The sequence below is a fragment of the Synechococcus sp. CBW1002 genome (assembly GCF_015840915.1).
Classification (GTDB): Bacteria; Cyanobacteriota; Cyanobacteriia; order PCC-6307; family Cyanobiaceae; genus CBW1002.
Map to the genome: position 1 here is coordinate 2,711,711 of NZ_CP060398.1, position 21,250 is coordinate 2,732,960.

The window sequence follows — 21,250 nt, forward strand, 5'->3', positions numbered from 1 at the left end:
GATGGCAAGGGCCTCGGAGTCGTGGAGTTCGCCGCTTGGCTTTGTGCTGGCGGCCGCCGGCAGCGCGGTGGGCCTGGGCAACCTCTGGGGCTTCGCTTACCGCGCCTTTCAGGGGGGCGGTGGTGCCTTTGTGGTGCTTTATCTGGTGATCGTGCTGGTGGTGTGCCTGCCGGTGCTGGTGGCGGAGATGGTGCTGGGCCGCAGCACCGGCCATGCGCCCCTGATTGCGCCGGTCACCGCCGGAGGCCGCCGCTGGGCCCCCCTGGGCCTGCTGTTTCTGGCCGCGGCGATCGGGATCCTGGCCTTCTACGCGGTGCTGATGGGCTGGACCGGCCGCACCCTGCTGCATGCCCTGCTGGTGGGCCTGCCGGCCGACATGGCGGCCTCGGAATCCTTCTTCGCGCTAATCAGCAGCAGCGGCGGCGGCGCTGTGCTGGGCCTTCTGGTGAGCCTGGCCCTCACCGGCGCCGTGGTGGCGGCCGGGGTGCGGGGCGGCATCGAGCGGCTCAGCCGCTGGGGCATGCCGGCCCTGTTCCTGCTGCTGCTGGGCCTGCTGATCTGGGCCGCCTTCCTGCCGGGTGCCGGCGCCGGCTACCACCAGTTCCTGCTGCGCTGGGATCCGGCCAAGCTGCTCGACCCCACCACGATCCGCAATGCCTTCACCCAGGCCTTCTTCTCGATCGGCACCGGCATCGGCGCGATCCTGGCCTATGCCGCCTACCTGAACCGCCGCAGCGCCCTGGCCATCGAGGCGGTGAGCGTGGTGGGGATGGATACGGCGGTGGGGCTGATGGCCGGATGCGTCACCTTTCCGCTGGTGGCGAGCTTCGGGCTGGGCGAGGTGGTGAGCGGCAGCACGGTGGGCACCCTGTTCATCGCCCTGCCCACGGGTCTGGCTTCGCTTGGGATGGCTGGGCGGTTGGTGGCGGTGCTGTTCTTCGGCCTGGCCTACATCGCCGCGATCACCTCGAGCGTGTCGCTGCTGGAGGTGCCGGTGAGCTCCCTGATCGATGGGCTGGGCTGGAGACGCCGCGAGGCGGTGTGGAGCTGCGTGGGCCTGGTGGGGGTGCTGGGGCTGCCGCCGGCCCTGAACACCGCTGCCCTGGAGGTGATGGATGCCCTGTTCGGTGGCGTGCTGCTGATCCTCGGCGGCCTGCTGGTGGCCCTGCTGCTCAGCTGGCAGGCGCCGGCACGCTTCCTGGCCGATCTCCAGGGCTGCGCCACGCCGCCGGGCCTGCGCCGCGCGCTCCTGCTCAGCCTGCGCTGGATCTCGGTGCCGGCGATTGCGGTGGGGCTGGGCGTGTCCGTGCTCGACCTGGCGAAGATGTGGCTTGGTTGATGCCCGATCCGATGACCTCCTGGTTGCAGCGCTGGAACTTCATCGAACGGGCCCGGCTGGAGCGTCAGCTCTGGGAAGCCTTTGAACGGGGCGACAACCTGGAGGCGCTGATCGAGGGGTGCGGGCAGGCCGTGGCCGCTGGCGACGCCAGCCGCGCCTTTCAACTGGAGGTCTGGCAGACCACCCTGAAACGGATCCGCAGGATTGAGGCGATGATGGCCGGCCGTGAGCGCCCCTGAGGTTCAGCTCGCCCATGGGTCGACAGCGTCACCGGCCATGCCGTCCACGGCCACCAGGGTCGCGAGCACGTCCCTGCGGCTGAGGCTGTCGTCGAGCACGAGGGCGGCGAGGGTGTTCCCTGTGAAGATTCCCCAGCCGCTGAGTCCCCGGAACCGGGTGTCGTTGTCCACCCGGAGGCTGTCGGGGTCGGCCCCCACCAGCTCGATCCGATCGAAGGGATCCATGGCTTCGATCACATCCACCAGGGAGCGGCTCGATTCCGGATGCAGGCGGAAGGTGTCGCGGGATCCATCCTTATGGCCCACGTAGGTGTCGCGGCCGCCCCCGCCGATCAGCAGGTCGGCGCCGCTGCCGCCGTCGAGCACATCCCAGCCCGCACCGCCCTCGAGCCGATCCTCGCCGGATCCACCGATCAGCCAGTCGTTGCCGCGGCGCCCGCGGAGCCGATCCGGGCCGTCGTTGCCGATCAGCACGTCGCCGAAGCCGGACGCAGGGTTGCCGCCAGAGCGGATGTCGCCAGAGCGGTTGCCGCCAGACCGGTTGCCGCCGGTCAGGTCGGAGCCCGCCGCTTCGGCCTCCAGCCGCCGATCCAGGCGGATTGTTCCACTCCAGGAGCTGGTGACGACCTCGAAGGCGGGCTGCCCTTCGGTCTCCGGCTGCCAGATCTGCTGCAGTGCGGCCCGATCGGATCGGCTGAACGCTGTGCTCCAGCCGGCCTCGGCCGGGAGGTAGCTCATCACGGTGGAGGCACTGTCCCAGCGGGGGTCGAAGGGCGCACCGCCGGGATGGGCCAGGCCGAGCACATGGCCGATCTCGTGGACCAGGGTGTTGCGGTCGTAGGCGCTGAGGGGCTGGTTGGGATCGCTGCCGGCTGGGCGGCTGGTGGCTGTCCACTGCAGGATCCAGCCCTGGGCCTGCGGGGTGGCCAGGCCGGCGAACCCAGCCCCTTCGCTGGAGGGGGCATCGACCTGAACGATCACCAGATCGGCGTTGGCGGCCTCCACCACCAGCTCGAAGTCGAGAGCGATCAGGGGATCGAGCTGAGCGAAGAGGCTGGTGATGACCTCCTGATCCGGGCCGGAGGTGCTGAGGGCGCTGAGCGGCCCGGCTTCGGAGTCGATCGTGGCGGCGGTCGCCTGGATGAACACCCGCAGCACCGGCCGGCCCTGCAGGACGGCCAGGGTGTGATCGCGATTCTGCGGTGAGAGCAGAATGGCCGGAGACGGGATACCGCGCATCGTTTTCGGCCGCGCCGGGGATCAGCGACGTGGTCTGCCGTTCCCTTGTTCTACCTTGAACAGCCGGTTGCGATCGGGAACGCCCATGAGTTCCATGGATCTGACCGATTCTCAGGGGCAGGCGGATCGCCGAGCCGATCAGCTCCGCCGCAAGGGAAAGGACCTGCTGGTGCAGGGGCAGAGCGAACCTGCCTTCGCCTGTTTCGACGAGGCCTTCGCCCTGGCGCCGGAACGCCTGATCCACCGGCTCAATGCCGCTGCGGCGCATCGAGCCCGGGGCCGGGCGGAGGCGGTGCTGCCCTTGCTGCGCCCCCTGGCACCACGCTTCCAGGCGTCTCTGCAGCCCGCCGGCAGCGATCCATCCGGCGATCCATCCGGCGATCCCGCCCTGCTGCCCGTGTTCTGGCGCCATCTGGCCGATGCCGAAAGCCAGGCGGGGGAACCGTGCGACGCCGCACGCTGCTGGCTGGAGCTGGTGCGGCTGGAGCCTTCAGCGGAGCGGATCGAAGACGTGCTCCAGGCACTGGGCGGTTGGCTGGATCAGCGTCGTCACCATCGGCAGTGGCGCGACGCGGCCGACCTGCTGCTGAACGGCCTGCGCGATCTGCAGCCGCACCAGCCCTGGATTCAGGGCCTGCAGCCCGATTCGCCGCTCCTGCGGCTGCGGATCCGGCCGGAGCGCCATGGCGAGGCGCCCCTGATCCATGCCCTGCATCGGCAGGGCTTTCCCGATGGCCGCGATGCCCGGCAGGTGGATGTGCTGCGTGCCGCTGGCCAGCTCAGCCTCTCGCTGGTGGCAGAGCTGGAGGGGGAGCTGGTGGGCCATGTGGCGTTCAGCCCCGCCTCCCTGCTGCCGCCCGCTCCCGGGGTTCCTGATCCGTGTGGGATCCAGGGGCTGGCCCTGGCGCCGCTGTCGGTGATGGAGCCGCTGCGGCGCCAGGGGATCGCCTCGCGGCTGGTGGCCGCCGGCCTTGCCGCTGCAAGGGATCGGGGCTGGGCCTGGGTGGTGCTGATCGGCGGCTTGCACTTCTATGGCCGCTTCGGCTTTGGCCCGGCCTCGGCCTTTGGCCTGCGGGATGCCTACGGCTTCGGGGAGGAGTGCCTGGCCATGGAGCTGCAACCTGGATCCCTGCCGCCGGGCGGCGGCCTGGTGCGCTATAGCCCGCTGCTGGGGCTCTGAGCGCGAGCCCTTCAGCGCACGCGCCGCACGGCATCGAAGCCGCGGTTGAACTGGCTGAAGAAGAGCTGCAGCAGGGTGCGTTGTTCCAGGGTGATCTGGGCCACCACGGCCATGCCGGGTTGCAGCTCGAAGCGCTGGCCCTCGCGCTCGAGGGTCTGGCTGTTCAGCGCCAGGGTGACCGGGAAATGGGGGTGGTCGATCTCCCGGGTGGCGGGCAGGGCGTCCTGACCGACGCGCAGCACCTGGCCTTCAAGCACGCCGTAAAGGGAGGGGTCGTAGGCCTCGAGGTTGATGCGGGCCCTCTGGCCGGGCTTCACGTAGGCCAGATCCTTGTTGGCGACGGTCACATCGGCCTGCAGCGTGGAGGTGGGAACCAGCTTGAGCAGCGCTTCGCCGGGGGTCACCACCTGGCCGCTCTGGGCCGTGAGATCGAGCACGGTGCCAGCCACCGGAGCCTGAAGGCTGATCCTGCGGGCCCGGTCGCGCTGCAGCTGCAGATCCCGCTGGAGCTGGGAGCGACTCTCGGCCGACTGAAAGGCGAGGCTGCTCAGGGCACGCTGGGCATCGGCCAGCTCCTGGCGGGTGGTTTCCACCTGCCGCTCCTGTTCGGCCACCTGCACCATCGAACTGCCCCCCTCGCGGGCCAGGGCCTGCAGGGGTCGCAGCACCCGTTCCTCCAGGGCGAGGCGGCGACCGAGGCTGTCGATCCGCTCCCGCAGCCGCTCCTCCTCGTTGCGCTGTAGATCCCGGTTGCTGCGCAACTGCTGCTGCAGGCTCTGGATCTGGCCCTGGGGCAGAGATCCATCCAGTTGCAGCAGGGTCTGGCCGGCCTTCACCTGCTGGCCTTCCCTGACCAGCACCGTGCGCACCACGCCGGGCTCGGCCGAGGCCAGGGGCTGGGTCTGCCGCTGGGGCCGCAGGCTGCCGTTGGCGCTCAGCACCTGATCCACCGGTACCAGCGCCACCGCCGCGCCGATGCTGAGGCAGAGCACCGAGAGGCTCCCAGCCAGGATCAGGGTGAGGGTGGGGGTGGGCCGGGTCTCGAGCCGCAGGGCTTCGCCAGGATCAGAGTTGACGGCGTTGACGGCGCTGGCGGGGGATTGGGGGGTCATTCCTGGAGGCTTCCGGGCTCTTCGGCGGCGGCAGGGATGGCGGCACCGGCCAGTTCATGCTGTTGTTTCGCCAGGGCGGCGAAGCTGCCGAGGGCGGCGACCAGCTCGCTCCAGCTGCCGTCTTCGACGACGCGGCCGCTCTCCATCACCAGGATTCGATCGGCCTGGCGCAGGTTGCCGAGCCGGTGGGTCACGAACAGCAGGGTGCGTCCGCGGAAGTGGCGCCGCAGCTGCTGCACCACCCGCTTTTCGGTGTCGGCATCGAGGGCGCTGGTGGCCTCATCGAGGATCACCAGGCTGGGGTTCTGCAGCACCATGCGGGCAATGGCGATCCGCTGCTTCTGGCCGCCGGAGAGGCCGCCGCCCCGCTCCCCCACGCGGCTGAGGTAGCCACCGGGCAGGTCGCTGATGAACTCATGGGCGCAGGCGACCTGGGCGGCGGCCACCACCGCCTCGAGCGGTGCATCGGGCTGGTTGAGGCGCAGGTTGTCGAGCACGGTGCCATCGAACAGGATCGAATCCTGCGGCACGAAGCCGATCTGGCGGCGCAGGCTGGCGAGCTGCACCTGGGCGATGTCGATGTCGTCGATGAAGATGCGGCCTTCGCTGGGTCGGTAGAGGGCGTCGATGAGCTGCACCACCGTGCTCTTGCCGCTGCCGCTCAGCCCCACCAGGCCCACGAAGCTGCCGGCCTCGATCGCCAGGTCGAGCCGATCGAGCTGGCGGCGGTTGTCGAGGTTATAGCCGAAGCTCACCTTGCGGAAGCGGATGGTGCCCTGGATCTGGGGCAGGGGCATCTCCTGCAGGCCTTCGGCTTCTTCGGGCGGCTGGCCGATCACATCGGCCACGGCGGCCATGGCGGCCCTGGCATCGCGGTATTGGTCCCAGAGGCGCGAGAGGTTGACCAGGGGGCCGGTCACGCCGGAGGAGAGCAGATACACCGCGAAGATCGCCCCCACCGACGCCTCACCCCGCAGGGCTAGCACCGCCGCCACCAGGAAGACGGTCATCTTGCCGATGTTGAGCACGGTGGAGGAGCTTTCCTTCACCAGGGAGCGGTTGCGGGAGAGGCGGTAATCGGCGGCGGCGTAGGTGCGCTGCCGCTGCAGCCATTCCCAGCGGGCTTCGGAGGCGAAGTTCTGGCTCTTGACGGTGCGGATGGCGCTGAGCACCTCCACCAGCCAGCCCATCGAACGGCTCCAGGCGGTGTTGCGGCGGGTGAGCTGCCGTTCGCTGAGCCGGCCGCCGAGCTGGTTGAGCAGGATCAGCAGGGGCACCTGGGCGAGCACCACCCAGGCCAGCACCGGTTGCAGCAGAAACAGGATGGCCAGCAGGATGGGGATGAACACCACATCGATCACCGAGCCGATGGCGGTATCGGTGAGGAACTGACGCACCTGCTGGAGATCGTGCAGGCGGCTGGCGAGATCGCCCACGGTGCGCCGATCGAAGAAGCGCAGCGGCAGGCGGAAGAGATGGCCCACCACCTGGCTGCCGAGGTTGGTGTCGATCCGGTCGGCCAGATCGGCCAGCAGCAACTCGCGCAGCACCCCCAGCACCCCCAGCACCACGGCGGTGACGCCCAGCACCAGGGCGATCGGGGCGAGCAGGGAGCTGTTGCCGCTACCCACCACCAGATCGACGATCTGGAGGGTGGCGAGCGGAAAGATCAGTTCCAGCAGCTTCTGGGTGAAGCCGGTGAGCAGCACCACCGCGAGGCGGCCGCGGTAAGGCCGCAGGGCCTCGGCGAACCAGGCCAGATCGAAGCGGCTGGCGCGGGCATCCACCACGGCGCCGGTGGGCTGGCGCACCAGCATCAGCTCCACACCCTCGGGCCAGAGGCGGCGCAGCTCGGGCAGGGAGAGCGTCAGCAGGCCTTCGCTGGGATCGGTGAGGCTCCATCCTTTGGGGCCGGCGGCTTCCAGCAGGGCGAAATGACCCTCACGCTCGAGCACCGCCGGGGCCTCGAGCCGGTGGAAGTGGCTGGGGGGGCAGGCCAGGGGGCGGGCCTCCAGGCCGATGGATTCCACCAGCTGGCCGATGTGCTGCAGGGTCACCCCACCGAGGCGCTGCTCGCAGTCTTCGAGGGCGAGGCGGAGGCTGTCGAGCGGCACCGGGAACCGCTGCAGCTGGCCGAGCCGCCGCAGGCAGGCCAGGGCGGTGGCGGGACGACCCTTGACGCGGGGCAGGGGCCCAAGCGGCGGTGGCGCCGGCGGTACGGGAAGCCCGAGGGTTGCGGGGTCGATCGGTTCGCCGGGAGCTGGAGCTTCGGGCAGGGACTCGACCAGCAGTGGATCGAAGCCTGTGACCTCCCGTGCTGCTGGTTCGGCAGGCTGCGGCGGCAGCTGATCCAACGCCGCCCAGCTGCGATCGAGGCTGAGCAATCGCCGCTGCTCGGGATGACCACTCCAGATCCAGAGCCGTTCGGGTCCGCGTTGCTGGGGATCGTCCAGTTCCTGCGCCGTGGCCAGCCGGACCGAGGCGGGGGTGGCGGTAGGCAGCAGGCGCAGCAGCTGGGCGGGCGTGTTGGGCAGGTGGTGGGGGTGGTCGTTGTGCCACCAGCGCAGCAGGGCTTCGGCCAGTTCGGCGCTGGCGGGCTGGTGGCAGAGCTGCTGCAGGTCTGGCGAGTTGCGGTGCAGATCCAGAAAGCGCGCCGCCGGAATCGCCACCACCTGGCAGGGCTCCATGGCGATCACGGTTTCGCAGGGTTCGGCCCGCAGCAAGCTGGCCCAGCCGAGCAGGGCACCGGGCCCGAGGCGCTCCAGGGTGAACGATCCTTCAAGGGGATCGTGGGCCAGCAGCCGCACCTGCCCGTGACGCAGGAGCAGCACGTGGGGAGCCAGCTGATCGCAGCGCAGCAGGAAGCGGCCGGTGGGGTAGTGGAAGGCTTGGTGATCCTCCTGCAGCCGTTGCAGGAGAGAGGAGTCGATCGTGGTGGTGCTCAAGAGGGAAGGGCCACGACAAGATCCTGGGGCCATTCCCCGGGGGGCTGGGTGGTGAGTTGGAGAGCCAGTTCTTCTACTCGGGTGGCGATCCACTGATCCATGAACGCCTGTTCGACCCTCGAGAGGCTGGATGGATCGAGCCGGGCCGGTTGGCGATGGAGCAACCGAACAAGAAGAAAGCGCTCTTCCAGCTGAATTGGTGGACAAAGGCTGCCAACCCGACAGGAGAGCAGGGGCTGGAGGAGGTTATCCGGGAGTTCTATCAGGCTGGTGGGACCCTGGTGGCTGCTGGAGCCTGCCTGGCCGAATCCTGCGCGCACGTCAGGGTGGTGCAGCAGCTCCGCGATCGTGGCTTCTCCGGCCAGGAGGCGAAAGTACAACTCCTGAGCGAGTTCTGGATCCAGGACTGACAAGCTTTCAAACACCACGGTAGCCAGCCTCTGCGACTGGCGCAGAAAGCTGGTCACGGCACTGGCTGCAAAGAACTGGTGGGCCAGATCCTGAGGGGGGGCTAGAGCAGTGAGCTGATCGAGAAGCCGGCGCCGCAGCCAGGCTTCCAGCAGATCAGTGGCGAGAAGCTCATCGATCACCACCGCAGCAGGGATGGCTAAGCGCACGACCGAGCCTGCGGGGATGCTCGGGACGAGATTCAAATGAAGTCGATGCTGTTCTCTTCGAAGATACCACCAGATTCAATTGATTTTATTACAAATTTAGCTTCTTTGGTGGTGATTTTGAGCTTGTCGGTGCCGATCCCGTCCACACGCTTTTCCATGGTCTGAAGGCTGAGGGTATCTTCGGCAGAATTGAAATCCATGATATCGATCCGGGATTGGTTCTGCTTGAGAGCTGCTTTAGTGACTTGAACGTCGTCGTTGCCGGTTCCAAGATTGATGTAGCTCTTGGTGGCAGTGCCCGGATTGCTCAAATAGGCGTCAACCACGATTGCGTCGCTGCCGGCATTGGCGTACACTACATTGTTCAATGTGGTCATCACCACGGCATCGTTGCCCTGAGAAAGATTGAAGTTACTGTTGGCGTCGGCTTCGGTGAAGCTGGTGAATCCCTCAACAGCCACCTTGGCGTTGGCCGGGGTCGCAGTGGCCAAAAAATAACGACCGAAGAAGTCAAAGGCTCTTGGAAATCTTGCCTCCATCGTCTCTAGTGAGAGGGACTTACCGGAGATCGGAGCGTCGCTAAAATTGATCGTAATGCCCTGAAGCCGATTAGAGTTTGCGAAGGATTGTGCTGGTTTGGACAAGAGCACGATCAGGGCGCCGATCGGGAGGGGCTGACCGTTCTCTCCAGTCACAGTCACAAAAATGCTGCCTGGGTTTGCGAGCGCGGCAGTTAGCTCGGTGAGGCCCAAAGGGGTGTTTTCAGGAGGATTAACCACTACGGTGGGATTGCCTGTTGTTCCTGCTGGAATGGCGAATTCGTTATTGACCGAAATTGGGGGGAAATTATTGATTGAAGGAAATGTCACTTGCTGTTGATAAGATTAGTGAATCTTGGTATTTTAAAAACCACTGTCAGGTTTGTCAATCGTCTTTCAAGGGCCGAGGCCTTCGCTCTGTAGCACTGATCACCTTTTGTGCCAGTCTTGATCGTAGTCTCATTGGTCCAGTTGGACTTTCTCCATAATCGGCCCAAGGGTTGGTAGCGTCGCACCGAGTCTGGCCCTGCAGTCTCAATGACATCTGACTCGGAGCCGTCTGATCTGCGTGTGGAGCTCGAGACTCCTCTGCTGGCGGGCCGTCTCTTTGGCAGTCAGGGCCACTGGCCGGAAGCCGCCCTCTGGCTGAGCAATGCCCAGCTGGGGCCCACACCGGATTCCAGCGCCGAAAAACTGGCCTGGCTGGCCCAGAACTTGGCTGCCCTGGAGGGGGAGGAGCAGCGGCGAGGGCTGCAGGAACAGAGCTATGTGCACTGGATCCGCCAGGCCGAACCACGCCTGGAGGATCCCCTCCGCCCCCTGAATCAGGAGTGGTGGCTGCGCAACCCCGGCCAGGCGCAGTGGGTGGGCCTGCATGCCGCCTGCGGCCCCCTGCCGGTGCCGCAAGATCAGCGCGATCCTCACGTGTGGCCCACGCAAGGTTGGCTTGTGCTTTTGGCGGCCGATGCCCGCCTGCGCCGCGGTGCGCTGCAAAGCCTGGAGCGCTGGTTGTCGGCCCTGCCGCCCGAGGGCCTGCCCGATCTGATCTACGCCGATGAAGACCGCCTCGATGCCGAAGGGCGGCGCCAGGATCCCTGGTTCAAGCCCGATTGGGTGGAGGAGAGCTTCTGGAGCACCCCTTGGCTGGAGGGCTTCAGCTGCTGGAACCTGGCCTGGCTGCGGCACGGAGAACTGTCCCTGCCACCGGAGGATCCCACCGGCCGCTTCCGCTGGATGCTGCAGGCCCTGGAGCTGGAGCCACGGGTGGGCCACATGCCCGAGATCCTTGTGCATCGACAGGGTGAGCCCACCCCCCACGAGACCTCGGCCCGCTCGCCGCTGCTGCGGGCCCACCTGCAGCGGCGGGGAGAGGCGGTGGAGGCCGTGGAGTCCCATCCGGAACTGCCGGATGCCTACCAGCTGCGCTGGAGCCTGCCTGCCGGCCACCACTGCAGCGTGATCATTCCCACCCGCGACCGGGCCGATCTGCTTGCCGACTGCCTCCATACGGTGGAACGGGCCCGGGCGGCAGTGGCCGATCGGCTGGTGGTGGAGGTGCTGGTAGTGGACAACGGCTCGCAGGAGGAAGACACCGCAGCCCTGCTGCAGCAGTGGCAGCAGCGGCTGGGGCCTGCACTACGGGTGTTGCGGCGGGAGGAGCCGTTCAACTGGAGCTGCCTCAACAACGCCGCCGCCGCCGAGGCCCGCGGGGATCTGCTGCTGTTCCTGAACAACGATGTGGAATGTCGCCCCGATGACGCCCGCCAGAACGACGGTTGGCTGGGCTGGATGGCAGCCCAGGCCTTGCGGGAGCGGGTGGGCTGCAGCGGTGCCTTGCTGCTCTATGAGGACGGCACCCTGCAGCACGGCGGCGTGGTGGTGGGCATGCACGGCGTGGCCGACCACGCCTACCGCTACCTGCCCCTCGACCACGGGGTGCATCGCGGCCGCAGCCGTTGCCACACGGCCTGGGGTGCGGTAACGGGGGGCTGCCTGATGGTGCGGCGGGACTTGTTTGATCGGCTGGGCGGGTTCGATGAAGGTCTGCCGGTGGAGGGCAACGATGTGGATTTCTGCCTGCGGCTGGGGCAGCTGGGCTACCGCCATGTGATCGATCCGCGGGTGCTGCTGAGTCACTACGAGAGCCAGAGCCGCAACGCCCACGCCAGCCCCACCGCCGACGATGCCTATCGGCGGATGCGGGGTCGCTGGCTGGCCCGGCTGGGGCGGGCAGAACCCTGGTGGCCGCCCAGCTGCAGCCGCGACCATCCCGATGGCCGGCCGAACGGGCTCGACTTCCTGGTGTGACGTCCCTGGTCCTGTCGCCGCTGCCCCTGGGCCAGTCGGACCTGGTGGAGCGCCTGGAAGCGGCCCCCTGGTTCGATCCCGAGGCCTACCTGGCCCGCCATACCGATGTGGCGGCCGCCGAGCTCTCCGCCGCAGAGCACTACGTGCGCCATGGCTGGCGGGAGGGTCGCGAGCTGGTGTGCCCGGGGCTGGCGGAGGTGCAGAGCGATCCGAAGGCCCTTCAGGAGCTGGAGGAACTGGTCTGGCCCGCCTGGGTTCTGGAGCAGCTGGAGCCTGAGGCTCAACCTGAAGCAGAAGAGCCTGCCAGCCCTGCCATAACCCTCACCCACCTGCTGCGTCTGGGCTGCCTGGTGGGGCTGGATCCGAACCCGCTGTTTTCCTGCGAGGAGTATCTGCGCAGCAACCCGGATGTGGAGCAGGCAGGTGTTCCCCCTCTCCTGCATTTCCTGCTCAGCGGCGGCCGGGAGGGGCGCCACTGCCACTGGCTGCTCGATGCGGAGTTTCTGCAGAGCCAGGGTGTGGTGGCACCGCTTCTGCAGCAGTTCCTGCGGCGCTATCTCGCTGGTGAGGCTTTGCAGCCCAACCCCACCTATCCCCTGGCCCCCCCAGCGCCGGAGGGTGCGGAGGCTCGGCGGCAGCAGCTGATCGCCTACGCGGCTGCCCATCCCGCCGCGACCCATGCGCTGCTGCAGCGGGCCCTGGAGCCAGTGCGGCTGCTCGATCTCGAACAGATGGAAGCGGAGGCGAGTGCCGCTGAGGTCAGCGCTGCCGAGGCCAGCAGCCTGCAGCAGAGCAACGTGTCGGCCCGGCCCCCCGCCCAGCTGATCGCCTTCTACCTGCCCCAGTTCCACCGCATCCCGGAAAACGACGCCTGGTGGGGCGATGGCTTCACCGACTGGACCAACGCCCTCAAGGCGCAGCCCTTCTACCCGGGCCAGCTGCAGCCCCATCGGCCCACTTCAGACCTGGGCGCCTACGACTTGGCCGATCCGGCCGTGATGGCGCGCCAGGTGGAGCTGGCCCACCGCTACGGCATCACCGCCTTCTGCTTCCACCACTACTGGTTTGATGGCCGGCCATTGCTTGAGCGGCCGTTGCAGCAGTGGCTGGGTCATCCCGAGCTGGATCTGGGCTTCTGCCTTTGCTGGGCGAACGAAACCTGGAGTCGCCGCTGGGATGGCAGCCCCCACGAGGTGCTGATCGCCCAGAGCTATCCGGCCGATTACGTGGAGCGCTTTGCGGCTTCCTTGCTGCCGGCCCTGCGCGACCGCCGCTACATGCGCTGGAACGGGGCGCCGGTGCTGCTGGTCTATCGGGCCGGGGATCTGCCGGATGCCGCTGATTTCGCCCGGCGGCTGCGGCGCACCCTGGCGGAGGCCGGCATCGCCCGCATGCAGCTGCTCACCGTGTGGAGCTTCGATCGGGAGGACCCACGCCGGATCGGTTTCGATGGCGCGGTGCAGTTCGCACCGCTGCAGGTGCCCACGCCCAACCTGGCCTCCGAGCTGCCGCTGCGGCTGGAGCCGGGGGAAGAGCCCTGCATCTACGGCTATCCCGAAGCCCTGCTGCATGGGCTGCGCCAACTGGGCGAGCCCCATCCCTTTCCCCTCTATGGCGGCGCCTGCCCCTCCTGGGACAACACCGCCCGGCGCGGCGGCAACAGCGTGTCGTGGATCGGTGCCACGCCGGCACGGTTCGAGCGCTGGTTGCGGCTGGCGCGGCTGCGGCTTCAGCAGCGGGCCCAGACGGGGGAAGTGGCGGCGGCGGCCCTGTTCGTGAACGCCTGGAATGAGTGGGGTGAGGGCTGCCACCTGGAGCCCGATCAGCACTGGGGCCAGGGCTGGCTGGAGGCGGTGCAGCGGGCCCTTACCCCGCGGACGGGGGGCCTTGTGCTGCTGGGGCATGACGCTTGCAATGCCGGCGCCCAACGCACGTTGTTGTGCTGGCTGGCGGAGCTGCGGCGGGCGCTGCCGCAGCTGGAGCTGCAGGTGGTTGTCCTCGGCGAGGGCGAGCTGCTCGCGTCGTACGACGCCCTGGCCCCCACCCGGGTGGTGCAGCCCGATGCCCTGGCCGGCGAACTGGCCGCCTTTGCGGCGCGGCAGGGGACCTGGGCGGTGCTGGCCAATTCGGTGGTGAGCCTGCCGCCACTGCAGCGGGCCCTGGCGGCGCTCACTCCTGAGCAGGCGCCCACCTGGCGGGGGCTGTTCGTGCATGAGCTGCCCAGCATGATCAGGGCCCTGGGCTTGCAGAACGCCCTGGAGCAGGCCTGTGCAGCTTTCGATCTGCTGGTGAGCCCCTCGCGGCTGGTGAACGCCGAACTCCTCGCCACTGACTCCGCTGCTGGCCCCGGCAGTGGCGCCAGCCGCCTGGTGGTGCCCCCCCGCGACGAACGACGCTGGCTGCAGCGGCCCGAACGCTTCTGCCCACCGCCACCATCGCTGCCTGAAGACGCCTTTGTGGTGCTGGGCTGCGGCCGCGATCGCGGCACCCTGGAGCGTTTTCTGGCGGTGCTGCTGCCCCTGCGACAGCAGTGGCCGGCGGCTGAGGGGCTTTGGGTGGGCCCGGTGGCGCCGTTGCTGCCGCTGCCAGGCTTGCACTGCCTGCCGCGGCTCGACATCGAGGCGGCACTGCAGCGGGCCGCTGCTTTTGTGCTCAGCACCGGCGGGCGATCCAATCCCGGCGAGAGCTACGGGCTGGTGGCGGCCGACGCGGTGCGGCAGGCGGTGCCCGTGATCGATTTCGGCCAGCCGCTGGGCCTGCGGGAGTGGCTGCCGGGCTATCCGGAAGGGTGCCGGCTGCGGGAGCCGGCCGAGGCCGTGGCCCTGCTGCTGGAGCTGGCGGCAGATGGGGCACGAGCCAGGGCCCTGCGCCAGAAACTCGCCGAGCAGGCCCGCGTCTTCCGTTCCCGCGACGATCAAGCCTGGCGGGCGGGCGTGGACGCGGTGGTGGAGCTTCTGGAGGCAGCGTTCAAAGGTGCCAGATGCACGCAATAGCGCTCAGATTCTCAGAAACGCCAGAATCTATCAGAACCGAATATTGATCATCGAACGCAGATACAGCAGCGGGCGGGTGGTGATCGCATCGCCCATGTCGCACTCGCGGCAGGCAGGGATGTTGACGTTCTTGCCGTAATCGCTGTTCTGGATCAGGTTGCCGATGCCGGGGGTGATGGTCCAACCCCACTCGCGGATCGGCTGCCAGCTGACCGATACATTCAGATTGCGACCGGTCCATTCGGTGATCAGGTTGAGCTGATCGGTCACGGCCAGGGCGACGGAGCCGATCGGATAGAACCTGCCCCATTCGGTGCCCTTGAGAAAGGCATCACGGGTTTTCTCAGGGGAGCAGGCGGTGAACCAGCAGCCGGCATCCTTGGCACTCTGGATCTGGGCGCTGATCACCTGATCAAGCGGGCGGAACTGGCCGTTGCCGGCACCCACGGTGAGGTAAAGATCGGGGAACCAGCGGATGCCGTCGTCGAAGGGATCGGTGGGCGGTGGCTTGAGCGGAATGCGGTGGGAGATCACGCCGAAGGCGCTCTTGGGGCGATCGGCAGCCTTGTTCCCGGAGCCGCCCCAGCGAATCAGGCCTTCGGCGCCGAGCTTGATGGCAGTGTTGGGGCCAAGGTTGCGGCTGATGGCGAAGCCGGTCTGGTTGCCGTTGAGGAAGTCACCCCGTTCTCCGGCGCGGATCGTGTTCTGGGTGAACTGGGTGACCAGCACCGAAACGGCCCGGGTGGGATCACCGAATCCGATGTAGGAATCCAGCACGGCCTCGCCGACGTCGCGGATTGATTCGGAGGTGATGGTGGGGTAGTTGATGCACTGCTTCGATTCAATTGTGCAATCGGAGCCTGAAAAGCCGACGCCGGCCATGAATCCCTTGGGCCCGAAGGCCATCGGCACGATCGTGCTGATCGAGGGATACCAGCGATCCCCGCGGTAGAGATCGCGGAAGCCGCCGTAGGTGGGCAGGGTGGGGGCTGCGGCCACGGGGATGGGCTCCGGTTCCGGTTCACCGGCGATCGAGCCATCGGGCAGCACCTCGATGTGTTCGCCAGCCGCCACCGGCTGCCAAGCCGGAGCGGCGGGCGACGCTGATCCAGCTGGAGTTGCTGCTGTGTCAGGCGTTGGGGTGCCTGCGGCCTTGGGCGCCACCGGCACGGCTTCCCAGCGCAGGCCGGTCGACACGGGAGGAGGAGGGCCGGGCAATGGCTGCCAGACCAGCTGAGCCTGGGAGGGCAGGTCGAGGCCGAGGGTACTCAGACCAAGCGAGCTCAGACCCAGCTGCAGGATTCGCTGGAATACGCAGGTCTTTGGCTGCATCTCAGTACCCCACCGGTGCCCCATCTCAGCGATCGATCCAGCTGATTAGCCGCTGGCCGACGCGGCGCAGGGAGCGGCCAGGGGCGCGCTGCGTGCTCCTGGAGGTGGCTTCCCCCTCTTCCCCTTCGGCAGCAGACGCGGCGGCGCCGTAGTAGGCCGCGGCGGTGAGGGTGTCGTAGCCGCCATAGCCGTAACGCCCATAGCCGTAACGCCCGTAGCCATAGCCGTAGCGGCTGCCGGCCTCGCTGCGCTGCTTCACGGCGTTGGTCACCAGGCCCAGCAGCGGCACACCGGCACTGCGGATGCGGGCCATCGCTTCACGGGGAAGGTCGCGATCCACCTTCTCGAGGCTGACCAGCAGCAGCAGGCCATCGAGATGTTCCGCCACCAGGGCGGCATCGGCCAGGCCCAGCACCGGCGGGGTGTCGTAAAGGATCAGATCGAAGCGATCCGAGGCGGCCAGGTCTGTGATCAGCTGGCGCATGCGGGCGGAGCTGAGCAGGCGAGCCGGATCGGGGGGGCGGCGGCCCGCCGTGATCACCTGCCAGTTGTCGTGGCCCGGCACCGGTTGGAGCAGGGAGCTCCAGTCGGCGGTGTCGCCGGTGAGCAGATGGCTGAGGCCGAGCAGGTTGTCGAGCCCGAGGCGGGTGTGCAGCTGGGGCTTGCGCAGATCGGCATCCACCAGCAGCACCCGCTGGCCCAGCTCGGCCAGGGTCTTGGCGAGCAGCACGTTCACCAGACTCTTGCCTTCGGCCGGCAGGGAACTGGTAAGGGCGAGGGAGCGCAGCGGTTGGTCGGTGTTGAGGAAGCGGAGGCTGGTGAAGAGGTTGCGGAAGGCCTCCTGGTAGAAGAAGCGCTGATAGCCGAGCTGCTTGCTGTCAGCGGCGCCCTTTGCGGCTGGGGCTGCTGCAGCGGATGGGCTGGCGGCGGAGCCCGTGGCGCTGGCCGGAACGATTTCCTCGAGCATGAAGTGGCTGTCTTCGCGCACGCCGCGGAACAGGGGGATGTGGGGGATGTGGGCCAGGAGGGGCTCCTGGAGGGTCTCCTTCACCTCGGCCGGGCTGCGGTAGACATGATCGAGGCGGTCGCGCAGCACTCCCACGCCCGCTCCGGCGGCGGCGGCCAGCAGGGCGGCCTGCAGCAGACCCTTGGACAGGGAGGGCTCAACGGGAACCGGATTCATGCGGGCCGGAGCGATCACCCGCCAGGGAACGGTGCGCTGGGCCAGCTCCAGCCGGAAAGTGGAGCGGGTGCTGCTGAGGCCGCTGAGGTTGTCGAGGGCGAGCTGCAGCCGCTGCTCCAGTTCCTCGTACTCACGGATCAGCTGGGGCTGGCGGCGGAAGGTGCCGGTGAGGGCCGCCAGCTGGCTCTGGTTGGCAACGCTGGCCTGCCGGTTGAGGGCCAGGGCCGCATCCACCGCCTCCAGCTGGCTGCTGCGCACCTTGCGGTTGAGCCCTTCGCGCCGGGCCTGGAGGCCCTGCACTCGATCCGACTGGGGGGTGAAGCGGGCGCGGGCCTCGGCCAGCTCCTGATCGAGTTGCTGGAGCTGGTCGAGCCAGGGCTGGCTGCTGGCGGCAACCGAAAGGCCATTGCCCGAACTGCCGCTGCTGGTGCTGCTGCTCATGCTGCCGTTGGAATCGCCGGAGCCGCCGGCGCCGATCGCTTCCTGAAAACCCTGGGCGGTGAGGGTGCCGTTGCGGATGGCCTGGCTGGCCTTCAGCAGCCGGTTGCGTTGATCTTCGAGGCTGCGACCGTGAGCCTGAAGGGTAAGCATCTCCTGCTTGATCGCCTCGCCTTCGGCGGTGGGTTCGATCAGGTCGTGGCGCACGCGGAAGGCCGCCCGCTCGGCCTGGAGACGATCGGCAGTGCTCTGGAGGGCTGGAGCCTGGAGGTCAAGAAAGCGAAGGCCTTCCTGGAGCTGCTCCTGGCGTTGGTCGAGGGAATACTGCATATAACGGTTGGCCAGTTCCTCCAGAAGCGTCTGGTCCTGGGCGGGATCACCGCCTCTGAGAGTGACTCTGAGAACCCCTTGGGCGACATTGGAACGATCGCGGGTGCCGCTGCCACCGTTGGTTACGCTGATGCGTTGACCCAGAGACTGGGTGGAGAGACCACGTCTTTCAGCCAGCTCCTTCAGGAGAAGGGGACTGCGCAACACCTCGATCAGGGTAGGCGTGTCGTTGGACGTGGTATTGAGGGCGAGGGCCTGAAAGGTGGAGGCGGTGCCCAAATCCCGGCCGGAAGACTGATCATTCTCGTTGCTGACCGGGTCGGTGATCAGCAGATCGAAAGAGCCCTCGAAGACCGGGAACAGCAGCCGCTGCCGCACGGAGAGGCCGGCGGCGATCAGAAACACCATGGCGCTGGTGAGCAGCACCAGGCGGTGGCGGCGCCGCAGGGCGGCAAAGATCTCGCGGAGATTGAGGGCTTCGCGGCCATTGTCTACCAGGCTCTCACCAAGCGGCACCAGGGGAAACCCCTGGGGAATGGAGAGGGTGGGCGAGGTGCCGCGGGAGGTCAGGTTGGTCATGGCAGCCAGCCTGGCCAGGTCTGCCGAAGAGTAGGCAGCCCCCTGGCCGCGGCTAGACGGCCATGGGACACTTTCTGCAGTTTCTACCTCGACCCGTGCGCGGCATAGCCCTGGCTCTGGCGATCGCGACGGGCCTGAGTCATCCTGACTCGGTGCTGGCGCAGGCCGCTGATCGGCTTGAACAACCTGCCCCGCAGGCCAATCTGCAAGACGATGCCTACATCCTCGGCCCTGGCGATGGCCTGGAGCTGAAGCTGTTCGATGTGCCGGATCTGTCCGGTCCGCTCGATGTGCTCAACGACGGCACCGTGAGCCTGCCGCTGGTGGGCAGTGCGCGGGTGGTGGGGCTCACCCTGTCGCAGGCGCACCAGTGGCTGCTCACCCTGTACCGGGCCCAGCTGCAGCGGCCGGAGCTGCAGCTGCAGGTGGTGCGGCCGCGCCCCCTGCGGATTGCGGTGGTGGGTGAGGTGGAGCGGCCGGGGGTGTACACCCTCACCACCAGTGAAACCTCCCAGACCGAAGGGGCGCCGGCCGCGATCAGCGGCCTGCCCACGGTGGTGGATGCGATCCAGAAGGCCGGCGGCATCACCCTCCATGCCGACCTGCGCCAGGTGGCGCTGCAGCGGCGGCTGCCGGGGGAGACACCCAGCTTCAAGCGGGCCTCGCTGAACCTGATGGATCTGCTGATGGCCGGCGATCTGCTGCAGAACCCGCTGCTGTTTGATGGCGACACGATCCGGGTGCCGAAGGCGCAGGAGCCGGTGCCGGAATCGATCGAGCTGGCGGCCACCAACCTGTCGCCTCAGCAGATCAACGTGAATGTGATCGGTGAGGTGAAGAGCCCGGGCCGGATCCCGCTGCCGGCCAACACGCCCCTGGTGCAGGCGGTGCTGGCGGCGGGGGGGCTGGAGACCTGGCGAGGCAAGAAGAGCGACATCCAGCTGGTGCGGCTGAATCGCAACGGCACCGCCACCCGTGAGCGTTTCAACCTGGATCTGAGCCAGGGCGCCTCGAATCCGAAGAACCCGCCCCTGCGCGACAACGACACCGTGATCGTGAGCCGCAGCTCCCTGGCGGTGCTCTCCGATGCGATCGGCGCGGTGAGCACGCCGGTGTCGGGGCTGGTGAATGTGTGGAGCCTGTTCCGGCTGATCTCCGATACCAACAACTGAGTGGGGCAACCGAGTGGGGCCAATCACCGGCCGGTTTCGGCTCACCTGGGCGTTGCGCGAGGAGCTGGCGATCGGGCCGGGGCCCTGGGCGGATCGCCATCTGCTGCGGCTGCGGCAGGAGGGGATCCGTGGCGTGCTCAGCCTCTGCGCCTGGGAGGAGCTGCCGCCGCCGGCCGGGCTGCGTGAGCAGTTCCACACCCGGCGGGTGGTGCTGCCGGATCACCGCAGTGGCCGCTGGCCACGGCCGGAGGAGCTGGAGCAGGCCCTGGCGGCCCTGGCCGACCTGGCGGAGCTGGGGCCGGTGTTTGTGCACTGTGTGGCGGCCCGGGAGCGCTCGCCGCTGGTGTGTCTGGCCTGGCTGATGCGGCACAGGGGCCTGAGCCTGCAGCAGGGGCTGGATTACCTGCTGCAGGTGCACCCGGGAACCAGCCCGCTGCCGCAGCAGTTGCGGGCCCTCACCGGCCTTTTTGAGGCGTGATCGCTAGGAGTTTGTCGCCCGAAACCAGCAGCGCCAGCGAGCACAAGAACTTGCTGAGCCAATGGTCTTGGTTACCGGCATCTCAATGCCGGTGATTCCGGCCAATCTTCGGTTGCCGCACTGGCAGCCAGAGGGGCTGTCCCCTCAAGCTGCCAGTGCTGCTTTGAACCTGAACAACTTGTTGATGTTGTGGGTCAGGCACCAGAGCGCCCATTCACCGTTCACGTTGTCCAGGCCGCGCAGGAGAAAGCGGCGCAGTCCACGGCATTCCTTGGTCTGACCAAAGACGGGCTCCACGATCGTCTTGCGCCTGGCGTAGATCTCGCGTCCTTTCTTGCAGCGCAGCTTGCGGTTCATCCGGCCCTTGGCATCCAGGTTTTTGGGGATGGGGCCACGGGTTGGTGCTGGCGGCTGGCCGTGCTTCTCCCTGCCGGTCGCGATGTGGGGATCGACCCCCCGTGCCGCGCAGGCCTCGGCGTTGGCCTCGCTCCAGTAGCCGGCATCCGCGATCAACGTTTTCGGGAGCTGAGCGGTGTTGGCAATGGTGCGCTCAAGCAACGGTTCGAGATGCTCCACATCAGGCGGCTGGTTGCTGACGCCGATGGCCACGATCACCTGGTAATCCCCATCCACGGCTGCTTGGCAGTTGTAGCCCTGAATCCAGTTCCCATCACTCTTCATGATGTGGCTGGCTGGATCAGTGTAGGCGCAGCCTTCCGCGCAGCGGTGATTGCGCTGGCTGCCTTTTGTCGGTGTGCCGCAAGCCTTGTGCGCCAGGCCGCGATGGGGCATCTGATCGGCGGCCAGCGGCTCAAGATCAGGTGGTCCCAGGCCCGCCTCGTTGGCCTTGGCGATCGCCAGATCTTTTGCCGCAGCTGCCTTCTCGACTACGCGATCGGCTGTCTTGCTGCATTCTTGCCGTTGCTGCTCGGGCCCCTCTTCCGCGGCCTTCGCTGCCGCTGCCGCCTGCTCCTGCCGTTCCCGTGCAGCGGCAGCCGCGGTTTCAGCCTCCAGTTCCCGGCGAGCTTGGCGGATCCTCTCCAGCCGGTCTTCTCGGCGGCTCAGTGCCTCAGGCAGGTCGCTGCCGCGTTTGCCCTTGCCGTAGCGGCCATCCTCCTGGGCGTCGAGGATCTCGGCCTTGCGCAGCAGCTCCCTGATCTCCTGCTCCAACTGCTCCTCGGATTTGAGCATCCGCTGGTGGCTCATGGCCATTGATGATTTCGGGACC

Annotated in this window: 15 protein-coding genes; 8 read left to right on the forward strand and 7 right to left on the reverse strand. The window is 67.7% G+C overall.

Translation table 11 applies throughout. The annotated features are described in order from the left end of the window. The first annotated feature begins 1 nt into the window (after position 1). Together H8F24_RS13470 and H8F24_RS13475 are read left to right on the forward strand one after the other, a co-directional pair. Positions 2–1,339 (forward strand): sodium-dependent transporter, encoded by a 1,338-nt coding sequence (locus tag H8F24_RS13470; RefSeq protein WP_197169941.1) that lies wholly within the window; start codon positions 2–4, stop codon positions 1,337–1,339. Between the two features lie 11 nt (positions 1,340–1,350). After that, positions 1,351–1,578, forward strand: coding sequence for a hypothetical protein (locus H8F24_RS13475; protein WP_197159211.1), 228 nt, complete (start codon positions 1,351–1,353; stop codon positions 1,576–1,578). 3 nt (positions 1,579–1,581) lie between these two features. Here H8F24_RS13475 and H8F24_RS13480 read toward each other — a convergent pair whose 3' ends face one another. Next, positions 1,582–2,817 carry a hypothetical protein gene (locus H8F24_RS13480; protein WP_197169942.1) on the reverse strand — a complete coding sequence of 412 codons (1,236 nt, stop codon included), beginning with the start codon at positions 2,815–2,817 and terminating at the stop codon, positions 1,582–1,584. Positions 2,818–2,911: 94 nt separating this feature from the next. On the opposite strand from H8F24_RS13480, the gene H8F24_RS13485 reads away from it, so the two are divergent. Then, positions 2,912–3,997, forward strand: a complete 1,086-nt coding sequence (locus H8F24_RS13485; protein ID WP_197169943.1) for a GNAT family N-acetyltransferase — start codon at positions 2,912–2,914, stop codon at positions 3,995–3,997. 11 nt (positions 3,998–4,008) lie between these two features. Here H8F24_RS13485 and H8F24_RS13490 read toward each other — a convergent pair whose 3' ends face one another. After that, on the reverse strand, positions 4,009–5,109 hold the full coding sequence (locus H8F24_RS13490) for an HlyD family secretion protein (protein ID WP_197169944.1): 1,101 nt from the start codon (positions 5,107–5,109) through the stop codon (positions 4,009–4,011). Then, positions 5,106–8,054 carry a peptidase domain-containing ABC transporter gene (locus H8F24_RS13495; protein WP_197169945.1) on the reverse strand — a complete coding sequence of 983 codons (2,949 nt, stop codon included), beginning with the start codon at positions 8,052–8,054 and terminating at the stop codon, positions 5,106–5,108. The genes H8F24_RS13490 and H8F24_RS13495 overlap by 4 nt, the downstream gene beginning before the upstream one ends. A 56-nt stretch (positions 8,055–8,110) precedes the next feature. Here H8F24_RS13495 and H8F24_RS13500 point away from each other — a divergent pair, with 56 nt between their 5' ends. Then, positions 8,111–8,464, forward strand: a complete 354-nt coding sequence (locus H8F24_RS13500; RefSeq protein WP_197169946.1) for a hypothetical protein — start codon at positions 8,111–8,113, stop codon at positions 8,462–8,464. Positions 8,465–8,703: 239 nt separating this feature from the next. Here the strand turns inward: H8F24_RS13500 and H8F24_RS13505 are convergent, their stop codons facing one another. After that, entirely contained in the window at positions 8,704–9,540 is an 837-nt protein-coding gene (locus H8F24_RS13505) for a hypothetical protein (protein ID WP_197169947.1), read from the reverse strand. 240 nt (positions 9,541–9,780) lie between these two features. Here H8F24_RS13505 and H8F24_RS13510 point away from each other — a divergent pair, with 240 nt between their 5' ends. Next, entirely contained in the window at positions 9,781–11,517 is a 1,737-nt protein-coding gene (locus H8F24_RS13510) for a glycosyltransferase (protein WP_197169948.1), read from the forward strand. Then, positions 11,514–14,510 (forward strand): glycoside hydrolase family 99-like domain-containing protein, encoded by a 2,997-nt coding sequence (locus H8F24_RS13515; RefSeq protein ID WP_197169949.1) that lies wholly within the window; start codon positions 11,514–11,516, stop codon positions 14,508–14,510. The genes H8F24_RS13510 and H8F24_RS13515 overlap by 4 nt, the downstream gene beginning before the upstream one ends. A gap of 30 nt (positions 14,511–14,540) precedes the next feature. On the opposite strand, the gene H8F24_RS13520 is transcribed toward H8F24_RS13515, so the two are convergent. Together H8F24_RS13520 and H8F24_RS13525 are read right to left on the reverse strand one after the other, a co-directional pair. Next, on the reverse strand, positions 14,541–15,842 hold the full coding sequence (locus H8F24_RS13520; protein WP_197169950.1) for a hypothetical protein: 1,302 nt from the start codon (positions 15,840–15,842) through the stop codon (positions 14,541–14,543). A 25-nt stretch (positions 15,843–15,867) separates the two neighbouring features. After that, positions 15,868–18,372 carry a polysaccharide biosynthesis tyrosine autokinase gene (locus H8F24_RS13525; protein WP_197169951.1) on the reverse strand — a complete coding sequence of 835 codons (2,505 nt, stop codon included), beginning with the start codon at positions 18,370–18,372 and terminating at the stop codon, positions 15,868–15,870. 62 nt (positions 18,373–18,434) lie between these two features. Between H8F24_RS13525 and H8F24_RS13530 the strand changes: the two genes are divergently transcribed. Next, on the forward strand, positions 18,435–19,544 hold the full coding sequence (locus H8F24_RS13530) for a polysaccharide biosynthesis/export family protein (protein ID WP_197169952.1): 1,110 nt from the start codon (positions 18,435–18,437) through the stop codon (positions 19,542–19,544). 13 nt (positions 19,545–19,557) lie between these two features. Beyond that, positions 19,558–20,022 carry a dual specificity protein phosphatase gene (locus tag H8F24_RS13535; RefSeq protein WP_197169953.1) on the forward strand — a complete coding sequence of 155 codons (465 nt, stop codon included), beginning with the start codon at positions 19,558–19,560 and terminating at the stop codon, positions 20,020–20,022. A gap of 144 nt (positions 20,023–20,166) precedes the next feature. Here H8F24_RS13535 and H8F24_RS13540 read toward each other — a convergent pair whose 3' ends face one another. Further along, positions 20,167–21,213, reverse strand: a complete 1,047-nt coding sequence (locus H8F24_RS13540; RefSeq protein WP_197169954.1) for a transposase — start codon at positions 21,211–21,213, stop codon at positions 20,167–20,169. Positions 21,214–21,250: the final 37 nt, after the last annotated feature.

What these genes read in the sequence shown, in the direction of transcription:
- H8F24_RS13480 (WP_197169942.1), bottom strand. Translation starts at nt 2,817, where the DNA reads ATGCGCGGTATCCCGTCTCCGGCCATTCTGCTCTCACCGCAGAATCGC.
- H8F24_RS13475 (WP_197159211.1), top strand. Translation starts at nt 1,351, where the DNA reads ATGACCTCCTGGTTGCAGCGCTGGAACTTCATCGAACGGGCCCGGCTG.
- H8F24_RS13540 (WP_197169954.1), bottom strand. Translation starts at nt 21,213, where the DNA reads ATGCTCAAATCCGAGGAGCAGTTGGAGCAGGAGATCAGGGAGCTGCTG.
- H8F24_RS13470 (WP_197169941.1), top strand. Translation starts at nt 2, where the DNA reads ATGGCAAGGGCCTCGGAGTCGTGGAGTTCGCCGCTTGGCTTTGTGCTG.
- H8F24_RS13520 (WP_197169950.1), bottom strand. Translation starts at nt 15,842, where the DNA reads ATGCAGCCAAAGACCTGCGTATTCCAGCGAATCCTGCAGCTGGGTCTG.
- H8F24_RS13485 (WP_197169943.1), top strand. Translation starts at nt 2,912, where the DNA reads ATGGATCTGACCGATTCTCAGGGGCAGGCGGATCGCCGAGCCGATCAG.
- H8F24_RS13525 (WP_197169951.1), bottom strand. Translation starts at nt 18,372, where the DNA reads ATGACCAACCTGACCTCCCGCGGCACCTCGCCCACCCTCTCCATTCCC.
- H8F24_RS13490 (WP_197169944.1), bottom strand. Translation starts at nt 5,109, where the DNA reads ATGACCCCCCAATCCCCCGCCAGCGCCGTCAACGCCGTCAACTCTGAT.
- H8F24_RS13530 (WP_197169952.1), top strand. Translation starts at nt 18,435, where the DNA reads ATGGGACACTTTCTGCAGTTTCTACCTCGACCCGTGCGCGGCATAGCC.